This window comes from Paenibacillus tengchongensis (genome assembly GCF_008973665.1).
Lineage (GTDB): Bacteria > Bacillota > Bacilli > Paenibacillales > Paenibacillaceae > Paenibacillus_AQ > Paenibacillus_AQ tengchongensis.
This window is the reverse complement of the sequence record NZ_WACP01000019.1, coordinates 84,835-109,997: the sequence shown is the minus strand read 5'-3', so window position 1 is coordinate 109,997 and position 25,163 is coordinate 84,835. Positions and strand designations below refer to the sequence as shown.

At 56.0% G+C, this 25,163-nt stretch carries 25 protein-coding genes, 1 pseudogene and 1 other annotated feature; of the genes and pseudogenes, 10 read left to right on the top strand and 16 right to left on the bottom strand.

Going from position 1 to position 25,163, the window contains the following annotated elements; genetic code table 11:
* Positions 1-21: 21 nt before the first annotated feature.
* Genes F1381_RS25515 through F1381_RS25500 form a run of 4 tightly spaced genes read left to right on the top strand, consistent with a single transcriptional unit; the run spans position 22 to position 3,722 of the window.
* The gene (locus F1381_RS25515) at positions 22-972 is read left to right on the top strand and encodes an ABC transporter permease (RefSeq protein ID WP_151737644.1); all 951 of its coding nucleotides are present in this window, start codon (positions 22-24) and stop codon (positions 970-972) included.
* On the top strand, positions 965-1,912 hold the full coding sequence (locus F1381_RS25510) for an iron chelate uptake ABC transporter family permease subunit (protein WP_151737643.1): 948 nt from the start codon (positions 965-967) through the stop codon (positions 1,910-1,912). Before F1381_RS25515 ends, F1381_RS25510 begins: the two co-directional genes overlap by 8 nt.
* The gene (locus F1381_RS25505) at positions 1,909-2,679 is read left to right on the top strand and encodes an iron ABC transporter ATP-binding protein (RefSeq protein ID WP_151737642.1); all 771 of its coding nucleotides are present in this window, start codon (positions 1,909-1,911) and stop codon (positions 2,677-2,679) included. The genes F1381_RS25510 and F1381_RS25505 overlap by 4 nt, the downstream gene beginning before the upstream one ends.
* Before the next feature lie 17 nt (positions 2,680-2,696).
* The gene (locus F1381_RS25500; RefSeq protein WP_246188200.1) at positions 2,697-3,722 is read left to right on the top strand and encodes a siderophore ABC transporter substrate-binding protein; all 1,026 of its coding nucleotides are present in this window, start codon (positions 2,697-2,699) and stop codon (positions 3,720-3,722) included.
* A 537-nt stretch (positions 3,723-4,259) separates the two neighbouring features.
* On the opposite strand, the gene tyrS is transcribed toward F1381_RS25500, so the two are convergent.
* The 12 genes from tyrS to F1381_RS25440 form a co-directional block, all read right to left on the bottom strand.
* On the bottom strand, positions 4,260-5,519 hold the full coding sequence (gene tyrS, locus F1381_RS25495) for a tyrosine--tRNA ligase (RefSeq protein ID WP_151737641.1): 1,260 nt from the start codon (positions 5,517-5,519) through the stop codon (positions 4,260-4,262).
* A 70-nt stretch (positions 5,520-5,589) separates the two neighbouring features.
* Positions 5,590-5,820: a binding site (T-box leader), on the bottom strand.
* A 149-nt stretch (positions 5,821-5,969) separates the two neighbouring features.
* Entirely contained in the window at positions 5,970-7,742 is a 1,773-nt protein-coding gene (gene atzF, locus F1381_RS25490) for an allophanate hydrolase (protein WP_151737640.1), read from the bottom strand.
* Between the two features lie 4 nt (positions 7,743-7,746).
* Positions 7,747-9,381, bottom strand: coding sequence for a PucR family transcriptional regulator (locus F1381_RS25485; protein ID WP_151737639.1), 1,635 nt, complete (start codon positions 9,379-9,381; stop codon positions 7,747-7,749).
* 15 nt (positions 9,382-9,396) lie between these two features.
* A complete protein-coding gene (locus F1381_RS25480) occupies positions 9,397-9,828 on the bottom strand; it encodes a cupin domain-containing protein (protein ID WP_151737638.1) in 432 nt (143 codons plus the stop codon).
* Between the two features lie 56 nt (positions 9,829-9,884).
* Entirely contained in the window at positions 9,885-10,958 is a 1,074-nt protein-coding gene (gene atzD / locus F1381_RS25475; RefSeq protein WP_151737661.1) for a cyanuric acid amidohydrolase, read from the bottom strand.
* Positions 10,958-11,710: an ABC transporter permease gene (locus F1381_RS25470; RefSeq protein WP_151737637.1), complete on the bottom strand. Its 753-nt coding sequence runs from the start codon at positions 11,708-11,710 to the stop codon at positions 10,958-10,960. The genes atzD and F1381_RS25470 overlap by 1 nt, the downstream gene beginning before the upstream one ends.
* Positions 11,707-12,516 carry an ABC transporter ATP-binding protein gene (locus tag F1381_RS25465; protein ID WP_151737636.1) on the bottom strand — a complete coding sequence of 270 codons (810 nt, stop codon included), beginning with the start codon at positions 12,514-12,516 and terminating at the stop codon, positions 11,707-11,709. Before F1381_RS25465 ends, F1381_RS25470 begins: the two co-directional genes overlap by 4 nt.
* Before the next feature lie 11 nt (positions 12,517-12,527).
* Positions 12,528-13,541: an ABC transporter substrate-binding protein gene (locus F1381_RS25460; protein ID WP_151737635.1), complete on the bottom strand. Its 1,014-nt coding sequence runs from the start codon at positions 13,539-13,541 to the stop codon at positions 12,528-12,530.
* A 78-nt stretch (positions 13,542-13,619) separates the two neighbouring features.
* The gene (gene biuH, locus F1381_RS25455; protein WP_151737634.1) at positions 13,620-14,303 is read right to left on the bottom strand and encodes a biuret amidohydrolase; all 684 of its coding nucleotides are present in this window, start codon (positions 14,301-14,303) and stop codon (positions 13,620-13,622) included.
* 282 nt (positions 14,304-14,585) lie between these two features.
* Positions 14,586-15,260 (bottom strand): SdpI family protein, encoded by a 675-nt coding sequence (locus F1381_RS25450; protein WP_151737633.1) that lies wholly within the window; start codon positions 15,258-15,260, stop codon positions 14,586-14,588.
* A 3-nt stretch (positions 15,261-15,263) separates the two neighbouring features.
* Complete coding sequence (locus F1381_RS25445; protein ID WP_151737632.1) at positions 15,264-15,527, bottom strand: autorepressor SdpR family transcription factor; 264 nt, start codon at positions 15,525-15,527, stop codon at positions 15,264-15,266.
* A 292-nt stretch (positions 15,528-15,819) separates the two neighbouring features.
* Positions 15,820-16,251, bottom strand: a complete 432-nt coding sequence (locus tag F1381_RS25440; protein WP_151737631.1) for a MarR family winged helix-turn-helix transcriptional regulator — start codon at positions 16,249-16,251, stop codon at positions 15,820-15,822.
* A 145-nt stretch (positions 16,252-16,396) separates the two neighbouring features.
* Here F1381_RS25440 and F1381_RS25435 point away from each other — a divergent pair, with 145 nt between their 5' ends.
* The gene (locus F1381_RS25435; RefSeq protein ID WP_151737630.1) at positions 16,397-16,852 is read left to right on the top strand and encodes a CBS domain-containing protein; all 456 of its coding nucleotides are present in this window, start codon (positions 16,397-16,399) and stop codon (positions 16,850-16,852) included.
* A 21-nt stretch (positions 16,853-16,873) separates the two neighbouring features.
* Here F1381_RS25435 and F1381_RS25430 read toward each other — a convergent pair whose 3' ends face one another.
* Entirely contained in the window at positions 16,874-18,484 is a 1,611-nt protein-coding gene (locus tag F1381_RS25430; RefSeq protein WP_151737629.1) for an S-layer homology domain-containing protein, read from the bottom strand.
* 93 nt (positions 18,485-18,577) lie between these two features.
* A complete protein-coding gene (locus F1381_RS25425; RefSeq protein ID WP_151737628.1) occupies positions 18,578-19,117 on the bottom strand; it encodes a hypothetical protein in 540 nt (179 codons plus the stop codon).
* A 124-nt stretch (positions 19,118-19,241) separates the two neighbouring features.
* On the opposite strand from F1381_RS25425, the gene F1381_RS25420 reads away from it, so the two are divergent.
* A complete protein-coding gene (locus tag F1381_RS25420; protein ID WP_151737627.1) occupies positions 19,242-20,156 on the top strand; it encodes a phosphatidate cytidylyltransferase in 915 nt (304 codons plus the stop codon).
* Between the two features lie 532 nt (positions 20,157-20,688).
* Here F1381_RS25420 and F1381_RS25415 read toward each other — a convergent pair.
* Positions 20,689-21,975, bottom strand: coding sequence for a Gfo/Idh/MocA family protein (locus tag F1381_RS25415; protein ID WP_151737626.1), 1,287 nt, complete (start codon positions 21,973-21,975; stop codon positions 20,689-20,691).
* Between the two features lie 182 nt (positions 21,976-22,157).
* Here F1381_RS25415 and F1381_RS25410 point away from each other — a divergent pair, with 182 nt between their 5' ends.
* The 4 genes and pseudogenes from F1381_RS25410 to F1381_RS25395 all read left to right on the top strand — a co-directional run bounded on the left by F1381_RS25410 (position 22,158) and on the right by F1381_RS25395 (position 24,376).
* Complete coding sequence (locus F1381_RS25410) at positions 22,158-22,985, top strand: helix-turn-helix domain-containing protein (protein WP_343043467.1); 828 nt, start codon at positions 22,158-22,160, stop codon at positions 22,983-22,985.
* 86 nt (positions 22,986-23,071) lie between these two features.
* Positions 23,072-23,386, top strand: a complete 315-nt coding sequence (locus F1381_RS25405) for an ArsR/SmtB family transcription factor (protein WP_151737625.1) — start codon at positions 23,072-23,074, stop codon at positions 23,384-23,386.
* 88 nt (positions 23,387-23,474) lie between these two features.
* On the top strand, positions 23,475-23,909 hold the full coding sequence (locus F1381_RS25400; RefSeq protein WP_425495298.1) for a DMT family transporter: 435 nt from the start codon (positions 23,475-23,477) through the stop codon (positions 23,907-23,909).
* A gap of 11 nt (positions 23,910-23,920) precedes the next feature.
* A pseudogene (locus F1381_RS25395) lies at positions 23,921-24,376 on the top strand (DMT family transporter).
* Between the two features lie 110 nt (positions 24,377-24,486).
* Here F1381_RS25395 and F1381_RS25390 read toward each other — a convergent pair.
* Positions 24,487-25,149 carry an SGNH/GDSL hydrolase family protein gene (locus tag F1381_RS25390; RefSeq protein ID WP_151737624.1) on the bottom strand — a complete coding sequence of 221 codons (663 nt, stop codon included), beginning with the start codon at positions 25,147-25,149 and terminating at the stop codon, positions 24,487-24,489.
* Positions 25,150-25,163: the final 14 nt, after the last annotated feature.

Here is a 25,163-nt window from a genome sequence, read left to right as displayed (position 1 = left end):
ATGAAGGATATTTCTTTTTTAATGAGCAAAAGCTTCCTGGCGGCAGTGCTGCTGCTCCTGTCCGTTGCCTCCCTGTTCATCGGGGTCAAGGATCTCAGCCCGCTCGACCTGTTCTCGCTGGATCAGAGCCAGCGGCAGGTGATGCTGATCAGCCGCCTGCCCCGGCTCATCAGCCTGATTATCGCCGGCGTCAGCATGAGCGTCGTCGGACTGATCATGCAGCAGCTCAGCCGCAACAAATTCGTCTCGCCGACGACCGGCGGTACCGACGATTCGGCGAGGCTCGGCATTCTTGTGGCGATGCTGCTGTTCGGCAACGCCCCCACGATGGGCAAGATGCTGGTCGCCTTCGTCTTCGCCCTGGCGGGCACCTTTCTCTTCATGAAGCTGCTGGACCGGATCAAGCTGCGGGATGCGATCTTCATTCCGCTGGTGGGGCTGATGTTCGGGAACATTATCAGCTCGGTGACCACTTTTTTTGCCTACAAATATGATCTGATCCAGAACATCTCCTCCTGGCTGCAGGGTAACTTCTCCCTGGTCATGAGCGGGCGCTACGAGCTCTTATACATAAGCATTCCGCTGGTTGTTGTTGCCTATATCTTTGCCGACAAGTTCACCATCTCCGGCATGGGCGAAGAGTTCGCGGTGAATCTGGGTCTGAATTACCGGCAGGTGGTCAACATCGGGCTGATTATCGTTGCGCTGGTATCGGTCGTGGTGATTATTACAGTGGGAACCATTCCTTTTCTCGGGCTGATTATCCCGAACCTCGTTACACTGATGCGCGGCGATCACCTCAAGAAAAGCCTGGGCCACACCGCCCTCCTGGGCGCCGTGTTCATTCTCGGCTGCGATATTCTGGGACGGGTCGTCATCTACCCTTATGAAATTCCGATCGGCCTGACGGTCGGGGTCATCGGCAGCGGAATATTCCTGTACTTGCTTCTGAGGAGAAAGGTCTATGAATAACACGGTCAAAATCATTCTCTTGTCGCTGCTGTGTGCCGCGCTGATCGCAATCTTCCTGTTCACCGGCATGATCGGGCAGTGGGATTACGTCTTCCCCCGCCGTGTATACAAAATCGCCGCCATCGCCATCACAGGCGCAGCCATCGCGTTCTCGACGCTGGTCTTCCAGACGGTGACGAACAACCGCATTCTGACGCCCAGCATCATCGGCCTGGATTCACTGTACATGCTGCTTCAGACGTTCATCGTGTTCGTCTTCGGCTCATCCAGCCGGCTGGTGACCCAGCCGGAGCTGAACTTCCTGCTGTCGGCCGGCTGCATGCTGCTGTTCGTCGGTATTCTGTACCGGCTGATGTTCAAGGGCGAAGGCCGGCATCTCTATCTGATGCTGCTGGTGGGGCTGGTGCTTGGCACCTTTTTCGGCAGCATGTCGACGTTCATGCAGGTGCTGATCGATCCCAATGAATTTCTGGTGGTGCAGGGACGGATGTTCGCCAGCTTCAACAATGTAAACACCGGGCTTCTGCCGCTGGCCTTTGCCGTGATGATTGCGGTACTGCTGTACGGGCTGCGCTATCTCGGCATCCTGGATGTCATGTCGCTTGGGCGGGACCATGCGGTCAATCTCGGCATCGCCTATGACCGGACGGTCAAGCGGTTGCTCGTGATTGCCGCCGTTCTCGTGTCGCTCTCGACCGCTCTGGTCGGCCCGATCACCTTCCTGGGCCTGCTCGTGGTCAACGTCGCATACCAGCTCATGGCCACGTACCGTCACCGGGCGCTGCTCGGGGGCTCCATCCTGATCGGCATTGCCGCGCTGATCGGCGGCCAGCTGCTGGTGGAACGGGTATTCACCTTCTCCACCACCATCAGCGTCATTGTCAATTTTGCCGGCGGACTGTATTTCCTGTACCTGCTGCTAAGGGAGAACAAGATATGATCGAAGTCAGAAATGTAACCAAGAGCTACGGCGGCAAGGCCGTGGTCGACAATGTGTCGCTGGACATCCACAAAGGCAAGGTCACCAGCTTCATCGGACCAAACGGCGCCGGCAAAAGCACGCTGCTCTCCGTCATCAGCCGGCTCAGCGCCAAGGACGCCGGCCAGGTGCTGATCGAAGGGCGCGAGGTGGGCGCCTGGGACAGCGGGCAGCTGGCCCAGGCCATCTCCATCCTGAAGCAGTCCAACCAGATCGGCGTACGCCTGACGGTCAAGGAACTGGTCAGCTTCGGCCGCTATCCCTATTCCAAAGGGCGGCTGACTGCGGCCGACCGGGAGATGATCGACCAGGCTATTGCCTATCTGGAGCTCGGCGAGCTGCAGGACAAGTACCTCGACCAGCTCAGCGGCGGGCAGAACCAGCGGGCCTTCATCGCCATGACGGTAGCGCAGAACACCGATTATGTGCTGCTCGATGAGCCGCTCAACAATCTGGACATGAAGCATTCCGTGCAGATTATGAAAGTGCTGCGCAGACTGGCGGATGAGCTGGGCAAGACGGTGGTCATTGTGCTGCATGACATCAATTTCGCCTCCTGCTACTCCGACCGGATTGTGGCCCTGAAGCAGGGCCGGGTGATCCGGGAAGGGACAGCGGAGGAGATGATCGACACCGCCGTGCTGCGGGAGATTTACGATATGGACATTCCGGTGGAGCTGATCGGCGGCCATCGGCTGGGCGTTTATTTCGCCGACTATACTAAATAAAAGGTGGGTTCTATTCAATGAAGAAGAAAATGGTAACCGGCAAGACTTTCGGCATGACTCTGGTGCTGGCCATGAGCCTTGTCCTCTCGGCTTGCGGAGCGAACAACAACGCAGCCAGCGGGAATGGCGGCGGCAACAGTGCACAAGCTGAGGGCGCAGCACCGGCTGCTACGGCAGCGGCTACTGTCGCTCCGGCTGAACCGCAGGAGCTGACAATCACCCATGAGCTGGGCGAAACGAAGGTGCAGAAGAACCCGCAGAAGGTCGTCGTCTTTGACTTCGGCGTCCTCGACTCGCTCGACAAGCTGGGCGTAACGGTAGCAGGTGTGCCGCAGGCTAACATCCCGCCGTATCTCAGCAAATATGAAAGTGCGGATTACGCCAATGTCGGCGGCCTGAAGGAGCCGGACCTGGAGCAGATCAGCGCCATCCAGCCGGATCTCATCATTATCTCGGGCAGACAGTCCGATTATTATGAAGAGCTGTCGAAGATCGGCCCGACCATCTACATGGGCGTAGATACGGAACGTTACATGGAATCCTATAAAGAAAATGCCGAGAAGCTCGGCCAGATCTTCGGCAAGGAAACGGAAGTCGCCGCCGAGCTGGAGAACGTTGATGCTTCGATCCAGGCGCTGAACGAGAAGGTCACCGCCGCCGGCAAAAAAGCGCTGATCATCCTCGCCAACGACGGCAACATCAGCGCCTACGGCTCCGGCTCCCGCTTCGGCATTATCCATGACGTCTTCGGCTTCGCCCAGGCGGATGAGAACATCGAGGCTTCGACGCACGGCCAGAGCGTATCCTTCGAATATGTCGCCGAGAAGAATCCGGATTACCTGTTCGTCATCGACCGCGGCGCAGTGGTCAGCACCAGTGAGCCCGCCTCCAAAGAATTGGTGGAGAACGATCTGGTGAAGAACACGAACGCCTACAAGAACGGCAAAATCGTCTACCTTGATCCGAACTACTGGTACCTCTCCGGTGGCGGCCTGCTGTCCGTGGAAGCTATGGTGAATGAAGTGGCGGCTACGGTGGAATAGGTTACGCTAATGGATATATAGGCTTGAACCATGTAAGCCCTGTCTCATAAGGGAGACGTAGAAAGCCGTTCCTTTAATTAATTCGATAATCGCCACTTAATTCTCACCAAAACTGCCCAGGCGACGAATTAGTTCGATAATCGCCACTTAATCCGGCCCAAACTGGTGAGGGCGGCCAATTTTGAGCAAATTAGGTGGCGGAAATCGAACTAGTATCAAAGAATCAGCAGGAATCTGCATATTAAGTGGCGGAAATCCAACTATGTGCTGAAGCCGTCCGTCCAGTGAAGCCCATCTCCCCACCTCATCACTCCACCTCATCACTCCATCTCATCCTCCGTCCGCGATATCTCCCTGCTGTTGAATTACACTATATAAGCGCCCGGAGGGCAGCTTTGGTTCTTTCCGGGCGGCGCTTTGGAATGGGATCGGTTCAGATGCTTTGCGTCCCTTCTGATGTTCACTTTACGCCAGGTCAAAAAAACCGCCAAACCTCTGGGGTTCGGCGGTTCTATACGTTTCTTGATGAAGCCCGGCTTACACCAGCTTCACCAGGCTGTAGTTCTTTTTACCTTTGCGGACGATGATGAATTTGCCGCCGATGGCCTGCTCGGCCGTAATATCGGCCTCCAGCTCGCTTACGCGTTCGCCGTTGATGGAAATCGCGCCTTTGGTGATATCCTCGCGCGCCTGGCGCTTGGAGGGCTCGATGCCCAGATCGACCAGCCATTCCACGATGTTCTTCGTATCCTTGCCGGCGGTGAAGGTCGGCATTTCCTTGAAGCCTTCCTCGATTTCTTCCGCCGTCAGCGAGCGGATGTCCCCGCTGAACAGGGCGGCGGTGATGCGCTTCGCCTGCTCCAGCAGCTCTTCGCCATGCACGAACCGGGTCATTTCCTCGGCCAGCGCTTTTTGCGCCTCCCGTTTATGCGGCTCGGTCTGTACCTTCTCCTCCAGCGCGGCAATCTCCTCCTGGCTCAGGAAAGTGAAATATTTCAGATATTTGATGACATCGCGGTCGTCGGCATTGGCCCAGAACTGGTAGAACTCGTAAGGTGTAGTCTTCTTCGGATCGAGCCAGACGGCGCCGCCGGCGCTCTTGCCGAATTTCGTGCCGTCGGCCTTCAGCATCAGCGGGATCGTCAGACCGAAGACTTTAACATCGGCGCCTTCTTTTTTGCGGATCAAATCCAGTCCGCTTGTAATGTTGCCCCACTGGTCGGAGCCGCCGATCTGCAGCTGCACATCCTCGTTCCGGTACAGGTGCAGGTAGTCGATCGACTGCAGAATCTGGTAGGAGAATTCAGTGAAGGAAATCCCGCTGTCCAGGCGGCTGGAGACGACATCCTTAGCCAGCATCGTGTTAATGCTGAAGTTCTTGCCGTAGTCGCGCAGGAATTCAATGACATTGATTTCCTTGGTCCAGTCATAGTTGTTGACCAGGCGGACCTGATTGTCTCCGTCGGTGACGAACAGCTTCTTCATCTGCGCTGTCAGCGCATCCACATTCTCCTGCACCTGCTCCATGGTCTGAAGGGAGCGTTCCGTGGAACGTCCGCTGGGATCGCCGATCGTTCCGGTCGCCCCGCCGATCAGAATCACCGGGCGGTGTCCGGCATTCTGGAACCGTTTAAGCATCATAAAGGGAATCAGATGCCCGATATGCATACTGTCGCCGGTCGGGTCCACACCGCAATAGAGCGAGACCGCCTTGGTTTCTGTCAATTCGCGCAGTCCTTCCGCATCCGTCTGCTGGTTAATGGCGCCGCGCCACTCCAGTTCATCAATAATGTTCAATCTGTACAGCCCCTTTGGATATAGTGAGTTGCCTAAAAAACAAAAAATCGCCCCCCAAGTCTATGCAGACTTAAGGGACGATTGAATAACCGTGTTACCACCCAACTTGCGCGGTGCAGAGACTTAAAGCCCTGCGGACCACGCCGCTCATAGGCGAGATATCGTTCGCCAGGTTCCGCTTGGCATTACCCAAGATACTCCAGAGTGTAATTCACAGGCCATTGTGTGTACCGGGTTCCATCACCCCCCGGCTTTCTGGGACAGGGACAAGTCTGCTACTGCGCTCTTTCCGCGTATGTGAACTATAAGATTACAGGAATTATAGCTCAGGGCATGGGGTTTGTCAATTTATGAATACAGTGTGAAAAAAGGACGCTTTACCCGGCTGCGGCAGCAGGCCTTCCGCAGTTCATAGAAGCAGGCCGCTTCCGATTCTAGGAAAAGTACAAATCAGAGTCCAGTGATATATCTCCAGCCGCCGGATGCCGTAATGTTGTCGGCGTCCGCAGCGGCATAGCCCTCGCAGATAAAGCCGGTAACCTGCCGGCCATCCTCCAGCTCCACCCGGCCGAGCCCGAGCGGCGCCGGAATGAGCCCGGCGAATGCGCCCAGCGAGGCCGCCGGCATCTGCCACAGCTCCAGCTCAATGGAGCTGCCGCCCGCTGCCTGCCGGATCAGCCCGGGCTTGGCCGGCTCGCTCCGGAGCTTATACAGCTCGTAGCTCGGCGCGGTGCGGGCCTCCTGCCAGAAGTACGCGCCGTGCTCCCGCATCTGCCGCTCCAGCGGATAGCCCCGCATGTGCAGCCCGCACACGGCCAGCACGGTCCAGCCCGGCGCAGGCTCCCCGGCTTCCGCTTCCGGCGGAACGCCCCCGCCCAGGAACTGAGCCGCAGTGCCGGCCAGCAGGTGCTCGCTGTCTGCCCGCGCAAACAGCGTGATGCCGAACGGCAGCTGCTCCGCCGCTTCGCCGGCGGGAATGGCAACAGCCGCAAGATCCAGCAGGTTGCAATGATTGGTGTAGCGGCCCATATCGGAATTGCCCCCGACCGGGTTCAGCGCAAGCTGCTCCCGGGTCCAGGTTCCGCCGCAGGTCGGCAGCACCAGCACGGCATCCTCGAGCAGCCCCGCAGCTTCACCCTTATACCGCTGCAGCCGGTGGATCGCCTGGAACAGGCTCGCAGCCGTATGACGCTCCGCCGCTCCCGAGGACAGAATGCGTTCCGTCACCGGGAGCACAGCCTCCCGGTGATTCTCCACGAATTCGCCCAGGCCGGCCCAGCGCTCGGCCACCCACGGGCCGTCGTACAGAATCGACGCCGCCTCGAAGAACAGCGTGCAGTCCACACGCTGCACCGGCAGGCCCAGCGCCTGCACGTTCGCCTCGGCCTGCTCCCAGGCCCGGCGGTACTCTTCGGCATGCGGGCCGTAGAATTCAAGCGGCGCCTCCGGCAGCAGCAGCCGCCCTGGCAGCCGGGAGGCGTGGCGCTCCACGGCGCGCGACCACGGATCGGCGGCGTCAAAGCCGCGCACCGCACGGTCCACCGTGAGCGCATCCGCGAGATTGTGCGCGAATACGGTGACGCAATCGAGGCTGGCGCAGGCAGGCACCACGCCGCGCACCGGCCAGGCCCCGAGGCTGGGCTTATAGCCGACCAGCCCGTTCAGCGCGGCAGGCACGCGCCCCGAGCCTGCGGTGTCGGTGCCGAGGCCGAACACGGCCTGGCCGCGCGCCACGGCGACAGCCGAGCCGGAGCTGGAGCCGCCGCTGATGTACTCCGGCCGCAGGGCGTTGTGCGCCTCGCCGTAGGGGCTGCGCACGCCGACGAGTCCGGTGGCGAACTGGTCGAGATTGCTTTTGCCGACAGGAATAGCCCCGGCAGCAATCAATCTGGCGACCACCGCAGCGTCCTCCTCCGGTGTATAAGCAAAGGCCGGACATGCCGCCGTTGTCGGCAGGCCCTTGACATCGATATTGTCTTTTACTGCAAAAGGAATACCCCACAGCGGATACTGCTGCGAATCAAGCTCCCGGAGGGCCTCCAGATAAGGGCGGATCTTCGCCTCGGCAGGCGGTTCAATCCAGATGTTCATCTTCCGATCGCGCTCCGCACGGCGGATAATCTCGCGCATGACCTCCTCCGGCTCAAGCTCTCCGTTCAAGTATAATCCGCGCAGCCAACCGGCGGTCAGCCTGGCGGGAAATTCGATTCGTGCTGTTGCCATAGGCCTATCTCCTCTCTTGCAGGTAGTCTCCGCTTCGTCTCCGCCCCATCTCATGGAGCTTCAGCGCCAGCTGCAGCTCGAGCATATCATCCCCGTCGTCCTGATTCAGTCCGAGCAGTTCGCAGGCCCGGTCAATGCGGTAGGTGACGGTATTATAGTGGGTGAACAGTTCAGCGGAGGTCCGTTTCACATTGCGGTTGCATTTGAAATAAAGCTGAAGCGTCTGGAGCAGCGAAGTGTTATGCTTGCCGTCGTACTCCCGCAGCGGAACGATATACTGATCCCTGTACTCATCGATCTCGGCCAGCTCCGGCAGATGATACAGCAGCCGGAAGACGCCCAGCTTCCGGTAATCGACGTAGGGACCGCCGCTGCCGCTGATCTCGCGGATGCGGGCGATTTTGCGGGACGACTCATAGCTGAAGCGCACCTCCGCAGGCCCTTGGACCCGGTCGCCGATGCAGAACACGCAGCTCTCCTTGGCAAGCGAACGCTGCAGTTCCGCCAGCAGATGCCCGAAGGTCTCCTCGGGCGGAATGCCCGGCAGCTCCGGAACGGCCAGTACCAGCTCCCCCTCAAGCAGAGTCAGCATCACGTGCTGCAGATCGCCTCTGGCCCGCACCCGCTTCACCGCCTGCTGCAGCTGCTTCAGCTCCGGCTTCTCCTCCAGCCAGCCCACCGTTACGGCGCGCAGCGGCCGTTCAGGCAGCGGGCAGCCGCAGGCCTCGGCCCGCAGTTTCAAATCCTCGGCCGCGGCAATCCGGCCGCTGATCCAGTCCTGCAGAAACTGGTCGACATATTTCAGCTCTACCTCCCGGCGTGCGCCGGCGTTGATCATCTCCAGTCCGACCAGTACCCCGACCCGGTCTACCGTCAATTGGTCGACCACCGACAGCTCGCGGTTCCACTCCAGCAGAATGAGCAGACACTGGTCGATCCGCTTGTCGTTGACCGCCGAGGCATAGGCACGGATGCGCCGCTCCCCGACGGTCAGGAAGCTGATCCCGAGGCTGCCCTCCTGGCGCAGCTGCATCCAGGCCGGCAGCTGTCCGGCCAGCCCCAGCTCCTCCGCCTGCGGCGAGCAGAAGACCTGATCGGTATCGTCCAGCAGCACAATCGGATTGTGCAGCATCCCGTCCAGCGTCTGCAGGAAATCCTCGATGCCGTCGCCGTGCAGCAGCTGCTTCGACAGCTTCTGGAAACGGCTCTGCAGCTGGGAGAGCTCCCGGGCCTCCTGAACCAGCACCCGCTCCATAATATCCCGCACCACATCGGAGAAGGAGGTCCGGGCCGGCAGCTCAAAGATCGGAAAATCCAGCTGATCGGCCAGCTCCAGCGCCCGCTCCGGCACCTCGTCGATGTAACGCTTCGTTTTGATTCCAAGGGCGGATACGCCCTTTTGATGGAGCTGGGGAATAATGTCGGTAATGAGGTCAGGCTGGCCGCTGAAGGGAAACCCGCTGGTAATCAGAAACTCCCCGGGCCGCACCCAGTCAATGACATCGGGGACCTCCATCACATTCACGCGGTTGATATAACGGCCGAGGCCTCCGGCCCCGGCCAGGACGACCGCTTCCTTAAGATCGGGAATGAGCAGAATATCGCTGCAGGTCAAGCCTGTGATTACACCAGTTCCCATAAAGCGCCGCCGCCTTTACTTTAGCTTGGAAGAATAAATATCCTCGATCAGAGTCGTCCCGAAAAAGCTGTTCGCCGGCACATTCTCTTCCGCCGGCACAAAAATGCTGATCTGCTCGGACGGCGTATTTCCGATGTTCGCGACGGAATGGACCACCCCTGCCGGAACATGGAACGTGTCGCCGGCCCGGTAGCTGTACCATTCGCCGCCGCACAGCAGCTTCACTTCGCCCACCGTAATATGAATAATCTCGACCACATCATGATAGTGCGGAACGACCTGGCCGCCTACGCCCAGCTTCTCCCACAGAATCGAGCTCATCCGGATGCCCAGGCGGTCCGCCTGCTGCGCGGAGACAATCTCGCGGTGATACAGCTCAATGTGATTCGGCATCAGCTCCCAGTTCATCTCTGCCGCCGTCAGCACTTCCGTTTCCTGTGTATGCATTTGTCATTCCTCCGTGATGTATAGGTTTGGGTAGTTATATGCCTGCATTTCTGCTCCTAAAGCTGCCTGCGGCGGAATACAGCCGCCACAGGCCCGCCGCCCTTCGGTCCCTGATGCTCCCCGCCGCCGGATACATAGATCATCGGATCGCCCCCGACATAGGCCAGCACGCCGCCGACCACGGCCCGCGCGTGGCGGGTATGATTGATATCGGAATCATCCAGCATGATATGCCGCCGCCCGCGGATCACCCCGTCCGGGTCGGCTTCGGCCTTCGCCAGCACCTGCACCAGCTCATCGCCGGGATGCCGGTTTAGCAGGCCCTGCAGCGCAGCGCCGTCGATGGCATCCTTCATCACCGCATGGTCGATATGGTACGGCCCTGCAGCCGTGTCCGAATTGCCGAAGACGATCACCTCGCAGCAGGACAGCTCGCTGCCGGCTGAAGTTGAGGCTACGGAGCTGTAAAGCTCCCAGTTCACGCATATATCTTCCTCGCGCAGCGCGGAGCGCTCAATCTCACCCAGCGCCACGGCGGCTCCGAGCGCCGAAGCGCCCCTGGAGTAGCCCATGGATTTATATGTATCCTCTGTCACGAGCGGTACTCCGCGGCCATGGGCTTCGAATAGCTGCTCCCCCGTGAGCAGCGGGCATTTGATCTGCACGAAGTGCACATCGGCGGCCGAGGTAATGCCGGCATCGAATACCGCCCGGGCGACCGCATCGGCCACCTCGTCGACCTGAATCAGGCGGCCCAGCTCCTCGGGCCGGAAATCCCGCGTTCTGGCGGTGCCGATCGCCAGCGCTTTGCCGCCCCCGGAAGCCGTTCCCGTCTCCGGCGAGCCGCTGCGGCTGATCACGGTAAAGTGCGGACTGAGCACGCCCTCTGTTCCGCCGGACATGACATAGGAAATGTCCGCAGCCTGTTCCGGCGCTGCCGCCGCGAACCACTGCTTCAGCGCCATAACGGCGTAGCCGCGCGTAAAGTCGTTCACACAGCCGTTGCCCTCCGTCTTGCCCAGCACAGCTACCACCTCTTCGGGCTTAAGCCGCCCTTCCTCTGTTGCCGTCTGCAGGCCCGTCATGTCATGCGGCGCACCTGCAGGGATTTTGACCACCGAGCATTTCATCACAGATCATCGCTCCTTGTCCAGAAAATGAACTTCTTCTCCAGCAGCCCGACGACCCAGAACAGCAGCAGACCGCACAGCGCCGAGGCGATAATGGCCGAGAACATCACCGGAGTATCCATATGATAGGATGAGACGAGCACCACATAGCCGAGCCCCTTGTTCGCTCCGACAAATTCGCCGACAATCGCGCCGACGATGGCCAGCGAGGTGGAGATTTTGAGGGCGGAGAAAATATACGGCAGGCTCGTCGGCAGCCGCAGCTTCCAGAAGATTTCCCGCTTCGTTCCTTTATAAGTGGAGAACAGCTCCCACGCTTCATATTCGATGGCCTTGAGGCCCTTGACGCTGTTCACCAGAATCGGGAAAAAGCAGATCAGCATCGAAGCGATCACCTTGGAGGAATATCCCGTACCCAGCCAGACGACAAGCAGCGGCGCCAGCGCGACGAGCGGAGTTGTCTTAAGGGCAATGGCAAGCGGGAACATCCCTTTCTCGATCGGTTTGGAATGGACAAATATAATGGCAGTAACCAGGCCCAGGATGTTGGCCAGAATGAAACCGGTCAGCGATTCGCCCAGCGTCACCAGCGTATGCGACCACAGGGAGCCGTCAATTGCTGAGACGACCTGGGTCGGTGCAGGCAGCAAATACATCGGAATCGCGAACAGCCGCACGGCCAGCTCCCACAGAATCAGGAAGCCGAGGGCAAACAGTACCGGGTAGAGGCTGTCTTTAAGCTTGGCTGTCATAGATGCTTCACCCGCTTTCTCAGTTCCTTGACGGTTTGGTGGAATTCCGGCAGCTCCTCCATGCCCGCTTCGCGCGGCGAAGGCAGCGGTACCGGAATAATGTCGGTCACGCCGGCGGGCCGGGGCGACATCATCACCACCCGGTTCGACAGCAGCACGGATTCCTGGATGGAATGGGTTACCATTACAATGCTGCTGAGACTGGTCTCCGGACTTTCCCAGAGACGCAGCAGCTCGAAGTTCAGCTTCTCGCGGGTCAACTCATCCAGCGCGCCGAACGGCTCGTCCATCAGCAGCACCGTCGGGTCGGCAGCCAGCGCCCGGGCAATTGCCGCCCGCTGCTGCATCCCGCCGCTGAGCTGATGCGGATAATGGTTCAGGAAATCCTGCAGGCCTACCAGCCTCAGGGCGCTTTCCGCCTTCTCCCGCGCCTCTTTCTTGCTGAATTTCTTCTTCTCGCCCAGCTCCAGCGGCAGCATTACATTCTGCAGGGCGCTCAGCCAGGGCATCAGCACCGGCTTCTGGAACACCATCCCGAGCGACAGGTCGGGGGAGGCATAGGTAACCTCTCCCCCGCCTTCGGGACTGAGCAGCCGCAGCATCAGGCGCAGCGTCGTCGATTTGCCGCAGCCGCTCGGACCCAGAATGGAGATGAATTCATTACGGTATACATCCAGGCTGACCCGGTTAAGCACAGGCACATTGCCGAAGGAAAGCGAGCAATCACGCAGGGACAGCATGATTTCCCGGTTGCCGGGACTCCGCACGGCGGCGGAATCCGTCTGTTCTCTGATCGCTGTTGTCATTGGCCTTCCCCCTATTCCAGATATTCGTTGGTGAATAATGCGCCCAGGTCCTGTTCCTTGCTTACAAAATCGAGATCGATCAGGTTCTGCTGCAGCGTCTCCCACTCTGCTTCATCCATGGAACCGAGCGGCAGCTTCTCCGGCTCCAGCAGCGGAACACTTGCCTTCATCATGTTGACCTCATGCTCCAGATCCAGCTTCTCACCGTATTTCAAGCCGAACTCGGCTGCCTCTTCCGGGTGATCAAGCGCATAATCCCAGCCCTTCATGGAAGCCTGTACGAAATTCCGCACCATCTCCGGGTCCTTCTCGATGACCGACTCTGTTGTGAACAGGGTATCGGCGTAGAAATTGATGCCGTAATCGCCCGGTTCAATAATATTGACTTCCTTGCCCTGTTCCTCGACAGCCAGCACTTCATTGATCACATAGCCGGGCCATGCTTTAACCTGACCGCTCAGCAGCGGGCTGAGGTCATATTTGATCGGCATTTCCTCGATCTGCGAGGTTTCGATGCCTGCGCTCTTCTCCATCGCCCGGAAGGTCAACTCTTCATTGCCGCCCAGCTTGATGCCCACCTTCTGTCCGACCAGATCCTCCATTGTGGTAATGCCCGACTCCTTAAGCGCAAACATGACGAACGGGGTTTTGCGGTAAATGGCGGATAACGCCTTGACCTTTACGCCTTTTTCTCTGGCGATAATGATCTGGTCTGCACCGGTTACACCGAACTCTTCACTGCCCGAAGCCACCATCTGCACCGCCGGAAAATCCGAGCCGCCCGGACGAATCTCCACATCCAGACCCGCTTCCTTATAAAAGCCCTTCTCCACCGCCGTGTAGAATCCGGCAAATTGCGCCTGGTGAATCCACTTGAGCCGCAGAACCACCTTCTTCAGTTCGCCGGAGCTGTCTTCCCCTTGCCCCTCCGCCTTGCCGGTGCCTGTCCCGTTGCCGCAGGCAGTAATCAGCAGCATCAGCGAAGCCAGCAGGATAAGCGCTTTAGGTCTTGTCATTTTCCACATGATGATTCCCCCGTTATGATGGATTGTTGTAAAGTTCCAAACTTCCACACCGCCGCTTGTGCCGTTAGACCGGCCCAGTTACAGCTGCTCCAGCGCCTTCAGCACCGCTTCCGAGTCGCTCACGCTGCCGAATACGCCGCCCTGCATCTTGACCATATTCAGCGCCGCCAGGTGATTGGCGTGATCCGTCGCCCCGGTGCAATCCTCGAGGATCAGACATTCGTAGCCGCGGTCATTGGCTTCCCGCATCGTCGTGTGCACACAGACATCAGTGGTGATGCCGGTCAGAATCAGGTGGGTAATGCCTTTATTTTTTAATATGAGATCCAGGTCGGTGGCATAGAAGCTGCCCTTACCCGGTTTATCGATAATGTACTCGCCCGGAGCCGGGGCCAGGTCGTCAATAATCTGCCAGCCGCGCTCGCCTCTTACGAGAATGCGTCCCGCCGGGCCCTCCGAGCCGATCTCGGCGCCAATCTGGCGGCTGCGCCAGCGCTTGTTCGCCGGAAGATCGGACAGATCAGGCTTATGCCCCTCCCGGGTGTGGATCACGGTGAAGCCGTCAATCTCCCGGACCCGCGCCAGCAGCCGCCCAATCGGCTCTATCGCCCGTGCGGTCAATGAGAGATCGTAGCCCATCCGCTCCACGTAGCCGCCCTTCCCGCAAAAGTCCGTCTGCATGTCGATAACCATCAGCGCCGTCTTTGCCGGATCCATGGCACCGTCATAGGGCCAGGTGTATGGTGATGCTGCAATCTGCATGGTGCATGCTCCTCTCTGATTTCACTCCGTCAAATAATGTCACTTTTCATAACATTTTGTCTATTGTCGCTTGCTATGGGTTAGATTATATTACAATAATCCTGAGAAGTCTTCGTTTTTTTTACGAAATCGTCAGTAGTTTGATTGTTATTCCTTATAAACACAACACAGTTATGTTATGTTTTTTAACATTAGTTAGGTCCTTTTTTGTATGAAAACCAAAAAAAGCCATCCAAGGCCAAGGCCCGGGACAGCTTGTATAAACCGTTGTGTTAGGTAGAGTTATTCGTTGTTCAGTACCTTCTTCACATAAACTACCGGAATGATATTTGCCAATGCAAAAAAGGCAATTCCGGCATAGAGCGCCCACCATCCCGGAAGCAAGACTCCCGCAAGCAGCAGTATTCCTCCGGCGACATAACACCGTCCGGCAAACCGCTGACCCCGGAACCACGACCGGTCGTCCGCCAGTGTCTCCTTCAGGCGCAGCCCGGCCAGCGAATTGCGCCGCAGCTTCGGCATCTGATTACCGGTAATCAGCATCAGGAGCCCGAGTATGACCATGGTGATCCGCACCATAACCAGTCCGGAGAATGCTATAGTCCCGGTTTGCACAATTAGCGCATGCACGGAAATGACGGCGAACAGTACCGTACAGCCAAGAACAGACAGGCTGGCGTTCTTGGCGGCTGCACGGCCGTTGTCCTTCGTCTGCTGCCCCCCGAAGCGCAGCGTCAAGGCAAAGCTCACTTTAATCACCGCAAGCCCGATCAGCCCGAGACCCGCCAGTAACGGCACCTCCAGGCTGGACTTCTCGACAAAACGGTCGGCACGGCCCTGCCAGTCGAAATGTATCGGGACCATCTCCGGCATCTGCGGATAGAGATACCAATACAGGCCGAGCGGAATCAGGGCAATAAGCAATGAGATTACGGTCGTCGTCTTCCATTTAGACATTTGTTATTCCTCCCTGAAGGTCAGAATCCATTTGAGCACATCCTCAAATACAGAGGTATTCAGCTCGTAATAAATATACTTGCCGTCCCGCTCGGTCCGCACGAGATCCGCATCACGGAGCACGGACAGATGATGGGAGACGGTCGCCTGCGTCATGGCGAAGCGTTCACCGATGCTTCCGGCCGTCATCCGGCCGTTCTTGAGCAGCTCAAGCATCTCCCGCCGGTATTCATCCGACAACGCTTTGAACGTCTCCTTGACTCCCATACACACCTCCGGACAACATTTTGATGAAATTCATATCGAAATATATCTATATGTAATGTATCCCTATTTCTTGTTTTCTGCAACCAAAACAAGTGCAGCGCGTCTCCACATAACGCACAATTTGTTCCCGAAAAAAATCTGCCCCTGGCCGCTACAACCAGCCGGAATGCCGCTCCGCTGCGGAACCCTGCTCAAAGCAGACCGTTCGCCGGCAAAACGCACATTCCCGCAGTGTTGCCTGCTCCGGCTGTGGCAATTCGGACCTTAGGGTACACTTATCATGTTCCGCAGGTCAGCTCTGTTCCAGACAAGCGGTATTAAATTTCCGCAGCAGCTCCCCGAACGCCTGCCGCTCCGCTTCCTCCCAATCCTTGAGCAGCTGCCGCACGCCCTCCTGCCGCGCTTCCTGGTTCTCCTTCAGCACTTCCGCTCCCGGCTCCGTAATAGCCAGAGTATAGGAACGGCCATCCGACTGGTCCGGCATGCGCGAAATATATCCTCTTTGTTCCAAGGACGCCACCTGCCGGCTGACCGTGGAAATATCGAGGTGAAACTCATCGGCAATTGATTTGACGCTGCATGCCGGGCTGGCGAGAATGTGATGCAGCAGCAGATAAGCTGCGCGGTCCAGTGAGCCGTTCTTCTTGTAGGTGGTCATAGAAACCAGCTGCCGGACCAGCAGGGCCATCTCTAATTCGATGGCTGCGATTGAACTTTGCTCCATTGAAATCCGAACCTCTTTTCTGTAAACATGGTTGAACTCTTGTGGTTATTGACTTTACCACCTTCACTTGTATAATACAAGTATATACTTTCATCATACAACTTATAAGGTTCGGCCAAGTGCCTGGCGAAGGGATGTCCAAGGAATGAAAGCGCATGAAATCATGATCAGACAGGTCTATAAAGTTAAAGAATACGATACGGTACGGAACTTCATCGAGAAGTGCATCGAGTACCGGATCAGCGGTATGCCGGTCATCAATGACCGCAACGAGATCGTTGCTTACTTAAGCGACGGGGATATTATGCGCTATATCGGCAAGCATGACGATATTGTCGTCGACTCTTTTTTTCAGGTAAATGTGATTAAAGGGGACGAAGACGAATACGAGGAACGCACACGCCGGCTGCTGGATCTGAACGTCATGGCCATCGCCAAGAAAAAGGTCATCACCGTTAACTGGGAAGAGGATGTCGAACGGATTGCGGCGATCCTCGGCAAGAAACAGATCAAGAAGGTGCCTGTGGAACGGAACCGGGTACTCGTGGGCATCATCAGCCGCGGTGACGTCATCCGCCATTCTTTTAAGAGCCTGCTGTAAGACCGGTGGCCTGAATTGATCTTAAAAAGAATAGCCCGCGAATTTCTCCGCATTGCTTAAGCTGGTCCAAATCTCCGGACTCTCTCCGCCAATATGCCAGTAGGCGATTCCGGCCAGCTCATGCTTTGCCGCGAGATTGAATTTGGCGGTTAAGGAACGGCCCTCCTCCAGCCAGATGGTGTGCTTCAGCGATCCGGCACTGTAACTGGCTACATATTGCCCGATGGAGCTGTCCCACACAGGCCGCAGCCCATAGCGGTTCACCATTCCGTTCTGGCCGGTCAGCGTGAGCGGGGCTGAAGATGCTGACATGCCGTTCTGCTTCAGCGTCCAGTCATGATTAAAGAAAGGCAGGGCCAGAAGGACCTTGCGGCTGGAGACGTTCTGAAGAAGAGTGCTCACCGCATGCTCAACATAAGGCAGTGAAGCATTGGACCCCGGACTCAGACTGCCGCTGTAATGCTCGTCATACCCCATCATCACGATATAGTCGGCCTTCATCCCCAGCGCCGCATAATCAAAAGCCTCTGTCCAGTCGGTTCCGAGATCGGGAGAGACATCTACAGAAAGTACCGCTCCCAGCGTATGTAACTTCGCGGCCAACTGCGTAACAAAACCAGTCAGAGCTGTCCGGTCTGCGCCGCCCACATTCTCGAAATCCAAATTCAGCCCGTCCAGTCCGTATGTGCTGACCAGTGCCGCCAGCTGATTAACGGCGTTGTTCCTGGCCGCTGTAACGGAGAGCATCCGGTGTGTAGCCTCAAGGTCAGAGCGGTTGCCTACCATCGGCCACAGCTGCTTCCCGTTCGTCTTGGCCCATTCGGCCAGCGTGGAGTCTGTGAAATCCGAGACAGCACCCGCCTCCCCCACAAAATACCAGCGCGGGGATAACGTATTTACGTTCGATCCCAGAATCGTGCTCTCATACTGCGCTGTTGTCTGCCCATACTGCCACCCCAGCACAATTCGTTCCTCCGGTGCATCATTAAGCTCCGCAGACCATGCCTCCTGCTGGAGGACCCGGTCCATCAGCAGGGCTGTCTCCTGTCTTGTGATATTATCGGACGGCCGGAACGCCCCTGTCTCATCGCCCCTCATCAAGCCAAGCCTGCTTACAGCACCGACTGCACTGCTTGCCCAGGCGGCAACGGCGCTTGAGTCCGTGTAGGCGGTTTGTGCGGCAGTGATACTCTCCGGCTGCTTAAGCGCCCTGGCCAGCCACACTGCAGCCTCCTGGCGCGTAACCGGCTGTGCCGGAGCAAAGGTTGCGGCCGAGGTGCCGCTGGCCAGCTCCAACTGAACGGCGGCCTGTATCCAGCCGTAGTACCACGCGCTCTTCGCAACATCTTTATACGGTGTTATAGGACCGTCCACAGGCTCAAGCTTCAGCAGACGGTCCAGCACAGCGATAAATTCAGCCCGGGTGATCGGCTTGGCCGGCGAAAAGCTTGTCTCTGACGTACCGTTTATTATTTGCCGGTGATATAAATCTATGATTTCATTCCGGGCATAGCTTCCTGCTATATCATTAAAAGGCAGCGCAGAAGAAGCGTGAGCGTACTGACCGGACACTCCGGCTGCGACCCAGACGGCCAAGGCCACGGCAGCGATTCTGCCCCATATTCTCTTCATTGAAATTTCTCTCGGCTCCTTCCGGCAATCAGCCGCAAGTATACCAAATCCGGCGCCTGTTATCACCGCTAAAATAATGGAAGAATCAGAGCGCTAAGGCGTATTGTACTCGCTTAATTTGCCCTCATAGATCAGCCGCAGCCTGCTGCTCTGCCGGAAATCATCCGGTGTCACCAGCGCCGGCAGCTTGTTCCACAGCTTGATCCCGGACCGCTCCAGAATTTCCGCCACGAATTGCGAGCAAAAGTAAGAATTGCTGAATTCCACCGGCTCCTTGATCGCGACGCCGATGACGCCGAGAATGTTATACAGATACTTTTGCCGGCTGCGGATAAAAATGTGCAGAACCCGTTTCATTTTCTCCACTTCACGTTCGGACACCTTCAGCTCATAAAGGACACAGGTGGTATCCGGATATTTACTGAAGGTGCCTGTCTTAATATCCTCCCGCACAAATCCGCCGTTCAGCGGATTATTCGGATGCTTTCTACCAAAGCTGTAGAGCTCGGAGAGCTCGCGGTTAAAGGAGATCGAAGCGTGATTGTACGGCGCTCTCGTATAGCCTTGAATGAGTCTCGTAAACAGCGTTCCGGTATTGGTTAGCAGGATATAAACCGAGCATTCCTCTGCCATCTCTACAATTTCCCCTTATCAAGTTTGAAGGTTTCCTTCATAATAATAAAAGCTGATTCTTAAATATCTTAACATAAGGCCCTTCATATGAAATCCTATCTCTTGATAAGTTGGTGATATGCCGGTGAACAGCTCCCTGTTGACATTAGTGATTATTTTGGCCGCCCTTTCGGTTATCCATCTCATCTATACGCTTGTTAGCAGGCTGCAAAAGGACAAGGATTACTCAGGGATCGGGTTCCGTATCAAGACCTGGTGGGGCATGCTGTTTATCTTCTGCCTGGCCACTCTAATCAATCCGGTTGTCTCCCTGCTGTCCTTAATGGCCCTCAGCTTCTTCGCGCTCAAGGAATATTTCTCCATGATCCGCACGCGAAAAGCCGACCGCAGGCTGTTTCTCTGGGCCTATCTGTCCATCCCGCTGCAGTTCTACTGGATCTATATCGAGTGGTACGGCATGTTTATTGTATTCATACCTGTCTATGTCTTTCTGCTGCTGCCGCTGCCGCGGATGATCAACAAAGGAACACTCGGCTTCCTGCGCAGTGTCAGCTCCACCCAGTGGGGGCTGATGCTGATGGTGTTCGGGCTCAGCCACCTTGCCTATTTCCAGTTCGCCACTCCGCAGTACGGGGCGGGGCTGGTGCTGTTCCTGGTGGTGCTGACACAGCTGAACGATGCGGTCCACTACCTGGCTTCCATCTATTTCGGCAAAAGCAAAATCGTCCCTACCGCCAACCCCAGCCTGACCTGGGAGGGCTTCATCTGCGCGTTTCTCGTAACGACGGCGGTATCTTATCTGATCTATCCGTACCTGACGCCGCTTACGCCGGTGTTCGGCTTCCTGTCCGGCATGCTGATCAGCCTGAGCGGATTCTTCGGCAGCCTGACCGTATCTGTACTGAAGCGGGACCTGCTGATCGGGGACGACGACAAGTTCGCGGCGATAAGTAAAAGCTACCTGAGCCGGGTCGACAGCCTGGCCTATACCTCGCCGGTATTCTTCCATGTCATCCGTTATTTCTTTGACTTTATGTAGCGGGTTTAAAGACAGATATCCCTTAGGTTGAGGGATTTCCGTCTTTGCCAGGTAAGGCTGGAAAGTGAGACTGTAAAGTCATGGACTTCCGTCCGCTGCCCGTCCCTCGACTTCCGGATGGATACCGCTAATGGCTGTAGAATTCGCCGGTAGCCCGCTCTGTATTTTCTGATGAACGAAAGGCAACCCCTGTTCGCAGACTGTAGTTGGAAAATCGCCACTTAATTCGACCTGTGTAGAGGATAATCACAGACCTAATTGGATATTCGCCACTTAATAAAGATGAAAAATAGTAAATCCATCAGTAACGACTAATATAAGTGGCGATAATCCAATTAAAAGGCTGAAGTCCGCGATACAGGCTGAATTAGTGTGCGAATATCCAACTGAACGCAGTAAACGATTGGCTCATGAAACATAACAAGCCCGCCCTGATATCCGGATTGCTCCAGATTTAAGGCAGGCTTATACCTACAACTTGATCAGCTCATCCACCTTCACCGATTGCTCCAGATTCTGGGCAGGCTCCATCCTACAGCTTAATCAGTTCATCCACCTTTACCGGCAGGCCCGTAGCCATGGAGCGGTTAGCGGCAATGCCGGTCAGAATGGACAGGGCTCCGTCGACATGCGAGGCGGCGCGGTGGAAACGGTCATCGGCCGGACGCTCGAAGATATCGCGCAGCATCACCGGATCTCCGCCCCCATGCCCGCCGGTTCCCTCTTCGATTTCCACCTCGTAAGGTGCGGCAAAATGCGGGAATACGGTAATTTGCTTATTCTTGAGCGCCCCCTCCGCAGCCTTGTCGCCTCCGGAATTGACATAAGACTGCTCAACGACCTTGACCTCCAGCCGGCCTTTCGTGCCGTTGAACACCACATTGAAGCCTTCCCACGGCAGGTAGGCGTTCAGCGAATAGTTCATAATCGTCTTATTCTTATATTTGACCATTACGCCCATCGTATCCTCAATGCTGATATTGTCCCCGAATACGCTCTGGTCGCGCAGATAACCGTCCTCCGCTTCGGCGTCGAGATACATGCGCTTCAGATGCTCGTTGTCCTTCAGATGCAGGGCGAAGGGATCGTTCTCCGCCGCAGCGCTGCCGTGCACCCGCTGATAGAACTCGGTTACTCCGCGTTTCTCGGCATTCTCCCGTCCGTAGAACCGCAGGTCGCCCATCGCATATACCGTATCCGGCCTCGACCCGAGCCAGAAGTTCATCAGGTCAAAATGGTGGGTGGACTTGTGGACCAGCAGTCCTCCGCTGTTGCGCTTGTCGCGGTGCCATCTGCGGAAATAATCCGCACCGTGCTGCGTGTTGAGCAGCCATTCAAAATTGACCGACAGCACCTCACCGATGGTGTCCTCCATAATCAGCTCGCGGATCTTCGTGTTATGCGGCGCATACCGGTAGTTGAAGGTTACACGCAATTTGCGCCCGGTGCGTTCAATGGCATCCAGAATTTCGTTACACTTCTCCACATCCGTCGTCATCGGCTTCTCGGAAATTACATCGCAGCCCAGCTCCATGGCGCGGACGATATAACGGTGATGGGTACGGTCGATGCTGGTGACAATGACCGTGTCCGGCTTCGTCTCGGAGATCATCCGGTCAAATTCATGCGCCTTGTAGACCGGCACCGCATGATAGCCGTATTTCTCTACCAGCAGGCTGTTGGCATAGTCCATTCTTATCCCGTTCACATCGCAGAAGCCGACAATCTCCGCCGTCTCCTTGTAGTTGCGGATAATTTCCCCGTAAAAAAATTCGGCGCGTCCGCCCGTTCCGACAAATGCATATTTTTTGCTGGCCACTATACACTCACTCCATCGCTGTTTGAATTGGTGACGCTTTCTGTTTATAGTGTAAAGTATAAAATAGGTTGCTTTCTAAGCCTTAATTAGCGGATTATGATCAAACTATGCATATCTTAGCTTCATCGATTTAAGGAAGTGAAACTGCATAATCAGCAGAAGCCCAAAAGGAGTGAGTGCTTGTGCCGCCGGAGCGGACACTGCCTTTTATCATTGAGCAGCTCAAAAGAACCGGAGCCTTCAGCATGGATTCCGATCATATGCACGATACCTATGAAATCTATTATTTACTGGCCGGGGAACGGAATTATTACGTCAATAATCTGGTGTACGCCCTGCGCAAGGGCGATCTCCTCTTCATCAACCGGAACGAGCTGCACCGCACGACCGCCAAAGGAACTGCCCGCCATGAGCGGATTCTGATCAACTTCGGACGGGAGTTTCTGGCCGGAGTCATCGAGAGCCTTCCGCTGGAGCTGCCTTTCCTGCAGGAGCAATGTCTGCTGCTGCGGCCGGATGACCATGATCAGGGCCTGATCGAGAGCTGCCTGTTCACCATGCTGGAGGAGCAGGGCGCGCAGCGGACAGGGCAGACCGCTTATCTGCAGACCTTGCTGGTCCAGCTCCTGATCCGCATGAACCGGATCCGCGGGAATGCTTCTGAGGCTATCGTGCCCGTTAATGACGAGAAGCGGCGCAAGGCGTATGAGATTATCGACTACCTGCAGTCGCATTATACCGAGAAGCTGACACTTGGCGGGCTCGCCGACACCTTTTATATCAGCAGTACTTATCTCTGCCGCCTGTTCAAACAATCGACCGGCTTTACCCTCATTGAGTATCTGAATACGATCCGTGTTCAGGAGGCCCAGCGCCGCCTGCGCGAGACAGACGACAAGGTGACCGCCATCGCCGGGGAGACCGGCTTTGACAGCATTGCGCATTTCGGCCGCGTCTTCAAGTCAATCACCAGGCGTTCGCCGCTGCAGTACCGCAAGCAGAACCGTTAGGCGGGCGGGCAAAAGCCTGAGCAGGTGTTCAGGGTAACGCTCTAGCCGCGTTGACATATCGAGAAAACTCGATATATAATACCCTCATGAAACCCATCGACGTCTTCAAGGCTTTATCGAATGAGACCCGGCTGAATATATTGCAGTGGCTGAAGGAACCGGAGAAGCATTTCCCGAAACAGGGTGCTCACTTGCCAAAGGAGGTAAGCTACAAAGGCGGAGTATGTGTAGGGGATATTCAGGAAAAAGCGAATGCTTCTCAATCTACGATCTCACATTACTTGAACATGATGCAGAAAGCCGGTTTGCTTGAATCTGTCCGTCATGGCCAATGGACGTATTACCGGCGGAATGAAGAAGTCATTCGTCAGCTCGCGGAATATTTTGAAACAGAAATATGAGCACAACAATAATTTCTGTTTCTCCAGTTCAATATATCGACTTTTCTAGATATATAATTATAAAGATATAAAGGGGATAATCATCAGCATGATACGTTATTTTTCGTATGTACTTGCATTATTGGCAGGGGCAGCACTCAGTTTTGAAGGAGCTATATACGGTGAGCTCGGGAAGCACATCGGTGAACTGGAGACCAGTTTCTATAATTTCTTTATGGGCTCGATCATCATCGGCTTACTTTGGATTTTCTTTGGTAAAGGTAAGATTTCACATGTAGTTCAAGCGCCAAAATGGACAATGCTCGGAGGGGTCTTAGGGGTTGTTTATTTAACTTCTATCGTGATCAGTGTTCCTTTTGCCGGTGTTGGATTGACTATGGCAGCTATAATTATAGGTCAAATGGTGATGAGTATGGTTATTGAGCATTTTGGCTGGCTGGGCAGCATGCGAACAAAAATCAATAAAGAAAAAGTATTTGCTCTTCTCTCCATGGTAATTTCGCTCATCTTAATCAACAACTAGGAGGCCACATCATGATCATTTTTATCCTTCTGTTTACATTGTTAGGCGGTATCTCATTAAGCGCTCAATCGTCTATAAACGGCACGTTTAGCCGGAATGCCGGAACTCTTGAAACTACACTGTTGACCTTTATTACCGGGACGATGTTCCTTGCTGTCTTTATTCTCTTTTTTGGCCAAGGGAATCTGTCCGCAATATTCGAAGCGCCTAAATGGCAGTTAAGCGCCGCATTTCTGGGCACGATGTATTTATTGCTGACAGTAATCGCTGTACCGCGAATCGGGGTGATAGCCACCAACATTGCCGGCATCATCGGCCAACTTGTTATTGGGATGATTATTGATAACTTCGGCTGGTTCAACACTTAAGTGTTACCTTTAGATTGGAATCGTTTAACAGCGATACTATTTATGCTCATTGCGCTTTATTTTGTTTATAAAGGGAATAAACGTTCTAACCCTATTTAAGTAAGCAGTCTAATACGGTGAACCCAAATAGAGCAGCGATCCTCCCGTTAGGGTGGAGTCGCTGCTCTATTCAATGTTAAACACGAATTCGCTATTCTTACAATCGCAATTTACAATATTCCGCTATTCTCTGCCGCCTTCAGCCACTCTCTGGCAATCAGCTCATGTCCGGCATACGTTGGATGGACACCATCCCAGATCCAGTAGGACGCGGACGCTCTCTGCGCAGCGGCGTTAAATGCAGCCTGCAGCGGTACATGCACAGTCCCGAACTCCAGCGCCAGACTGCGCACCACCTCCTGGTAATGGGCGATCCGCTCCTGCCACGCCTCCCATTCCTCCGCCGGGGCTCCTGTATTAAGAATAAACGGCTCGCACAGCACCAGCTTCGTCTGCGGCAGCACCTCGCGGGTCTCCTCCAGCACATGGCGGTATGCCCGTTCAAAACGGTCGGTGCAGCCGCTCGGCTCCCCCTTCATCGTCCGCCACAGATCGTTGACTCCGATCAGGATACTGAGCACATCCGGCTGAAGATAAATGGCATCCTCATTCCACCGGGCATACAAATCGGATATCCGGTTGCCGCTGATGCCGCGGTTGTATACGGTCAGCCCCTCCTCTGCCCGTTCGAAGCCGAGCTTGGCGCCGATGATATAGGCATAGCTGTGCCCGAGAATGTGGTTCGGATCGAGATCGCGTCCGCGGTTGCCGTCTGTAATCGAGTCGCCCTGAAACAAAATAACCTTGCCGGACTTTACGCTGGAATCTGTCATGATTGCGCTCCCTT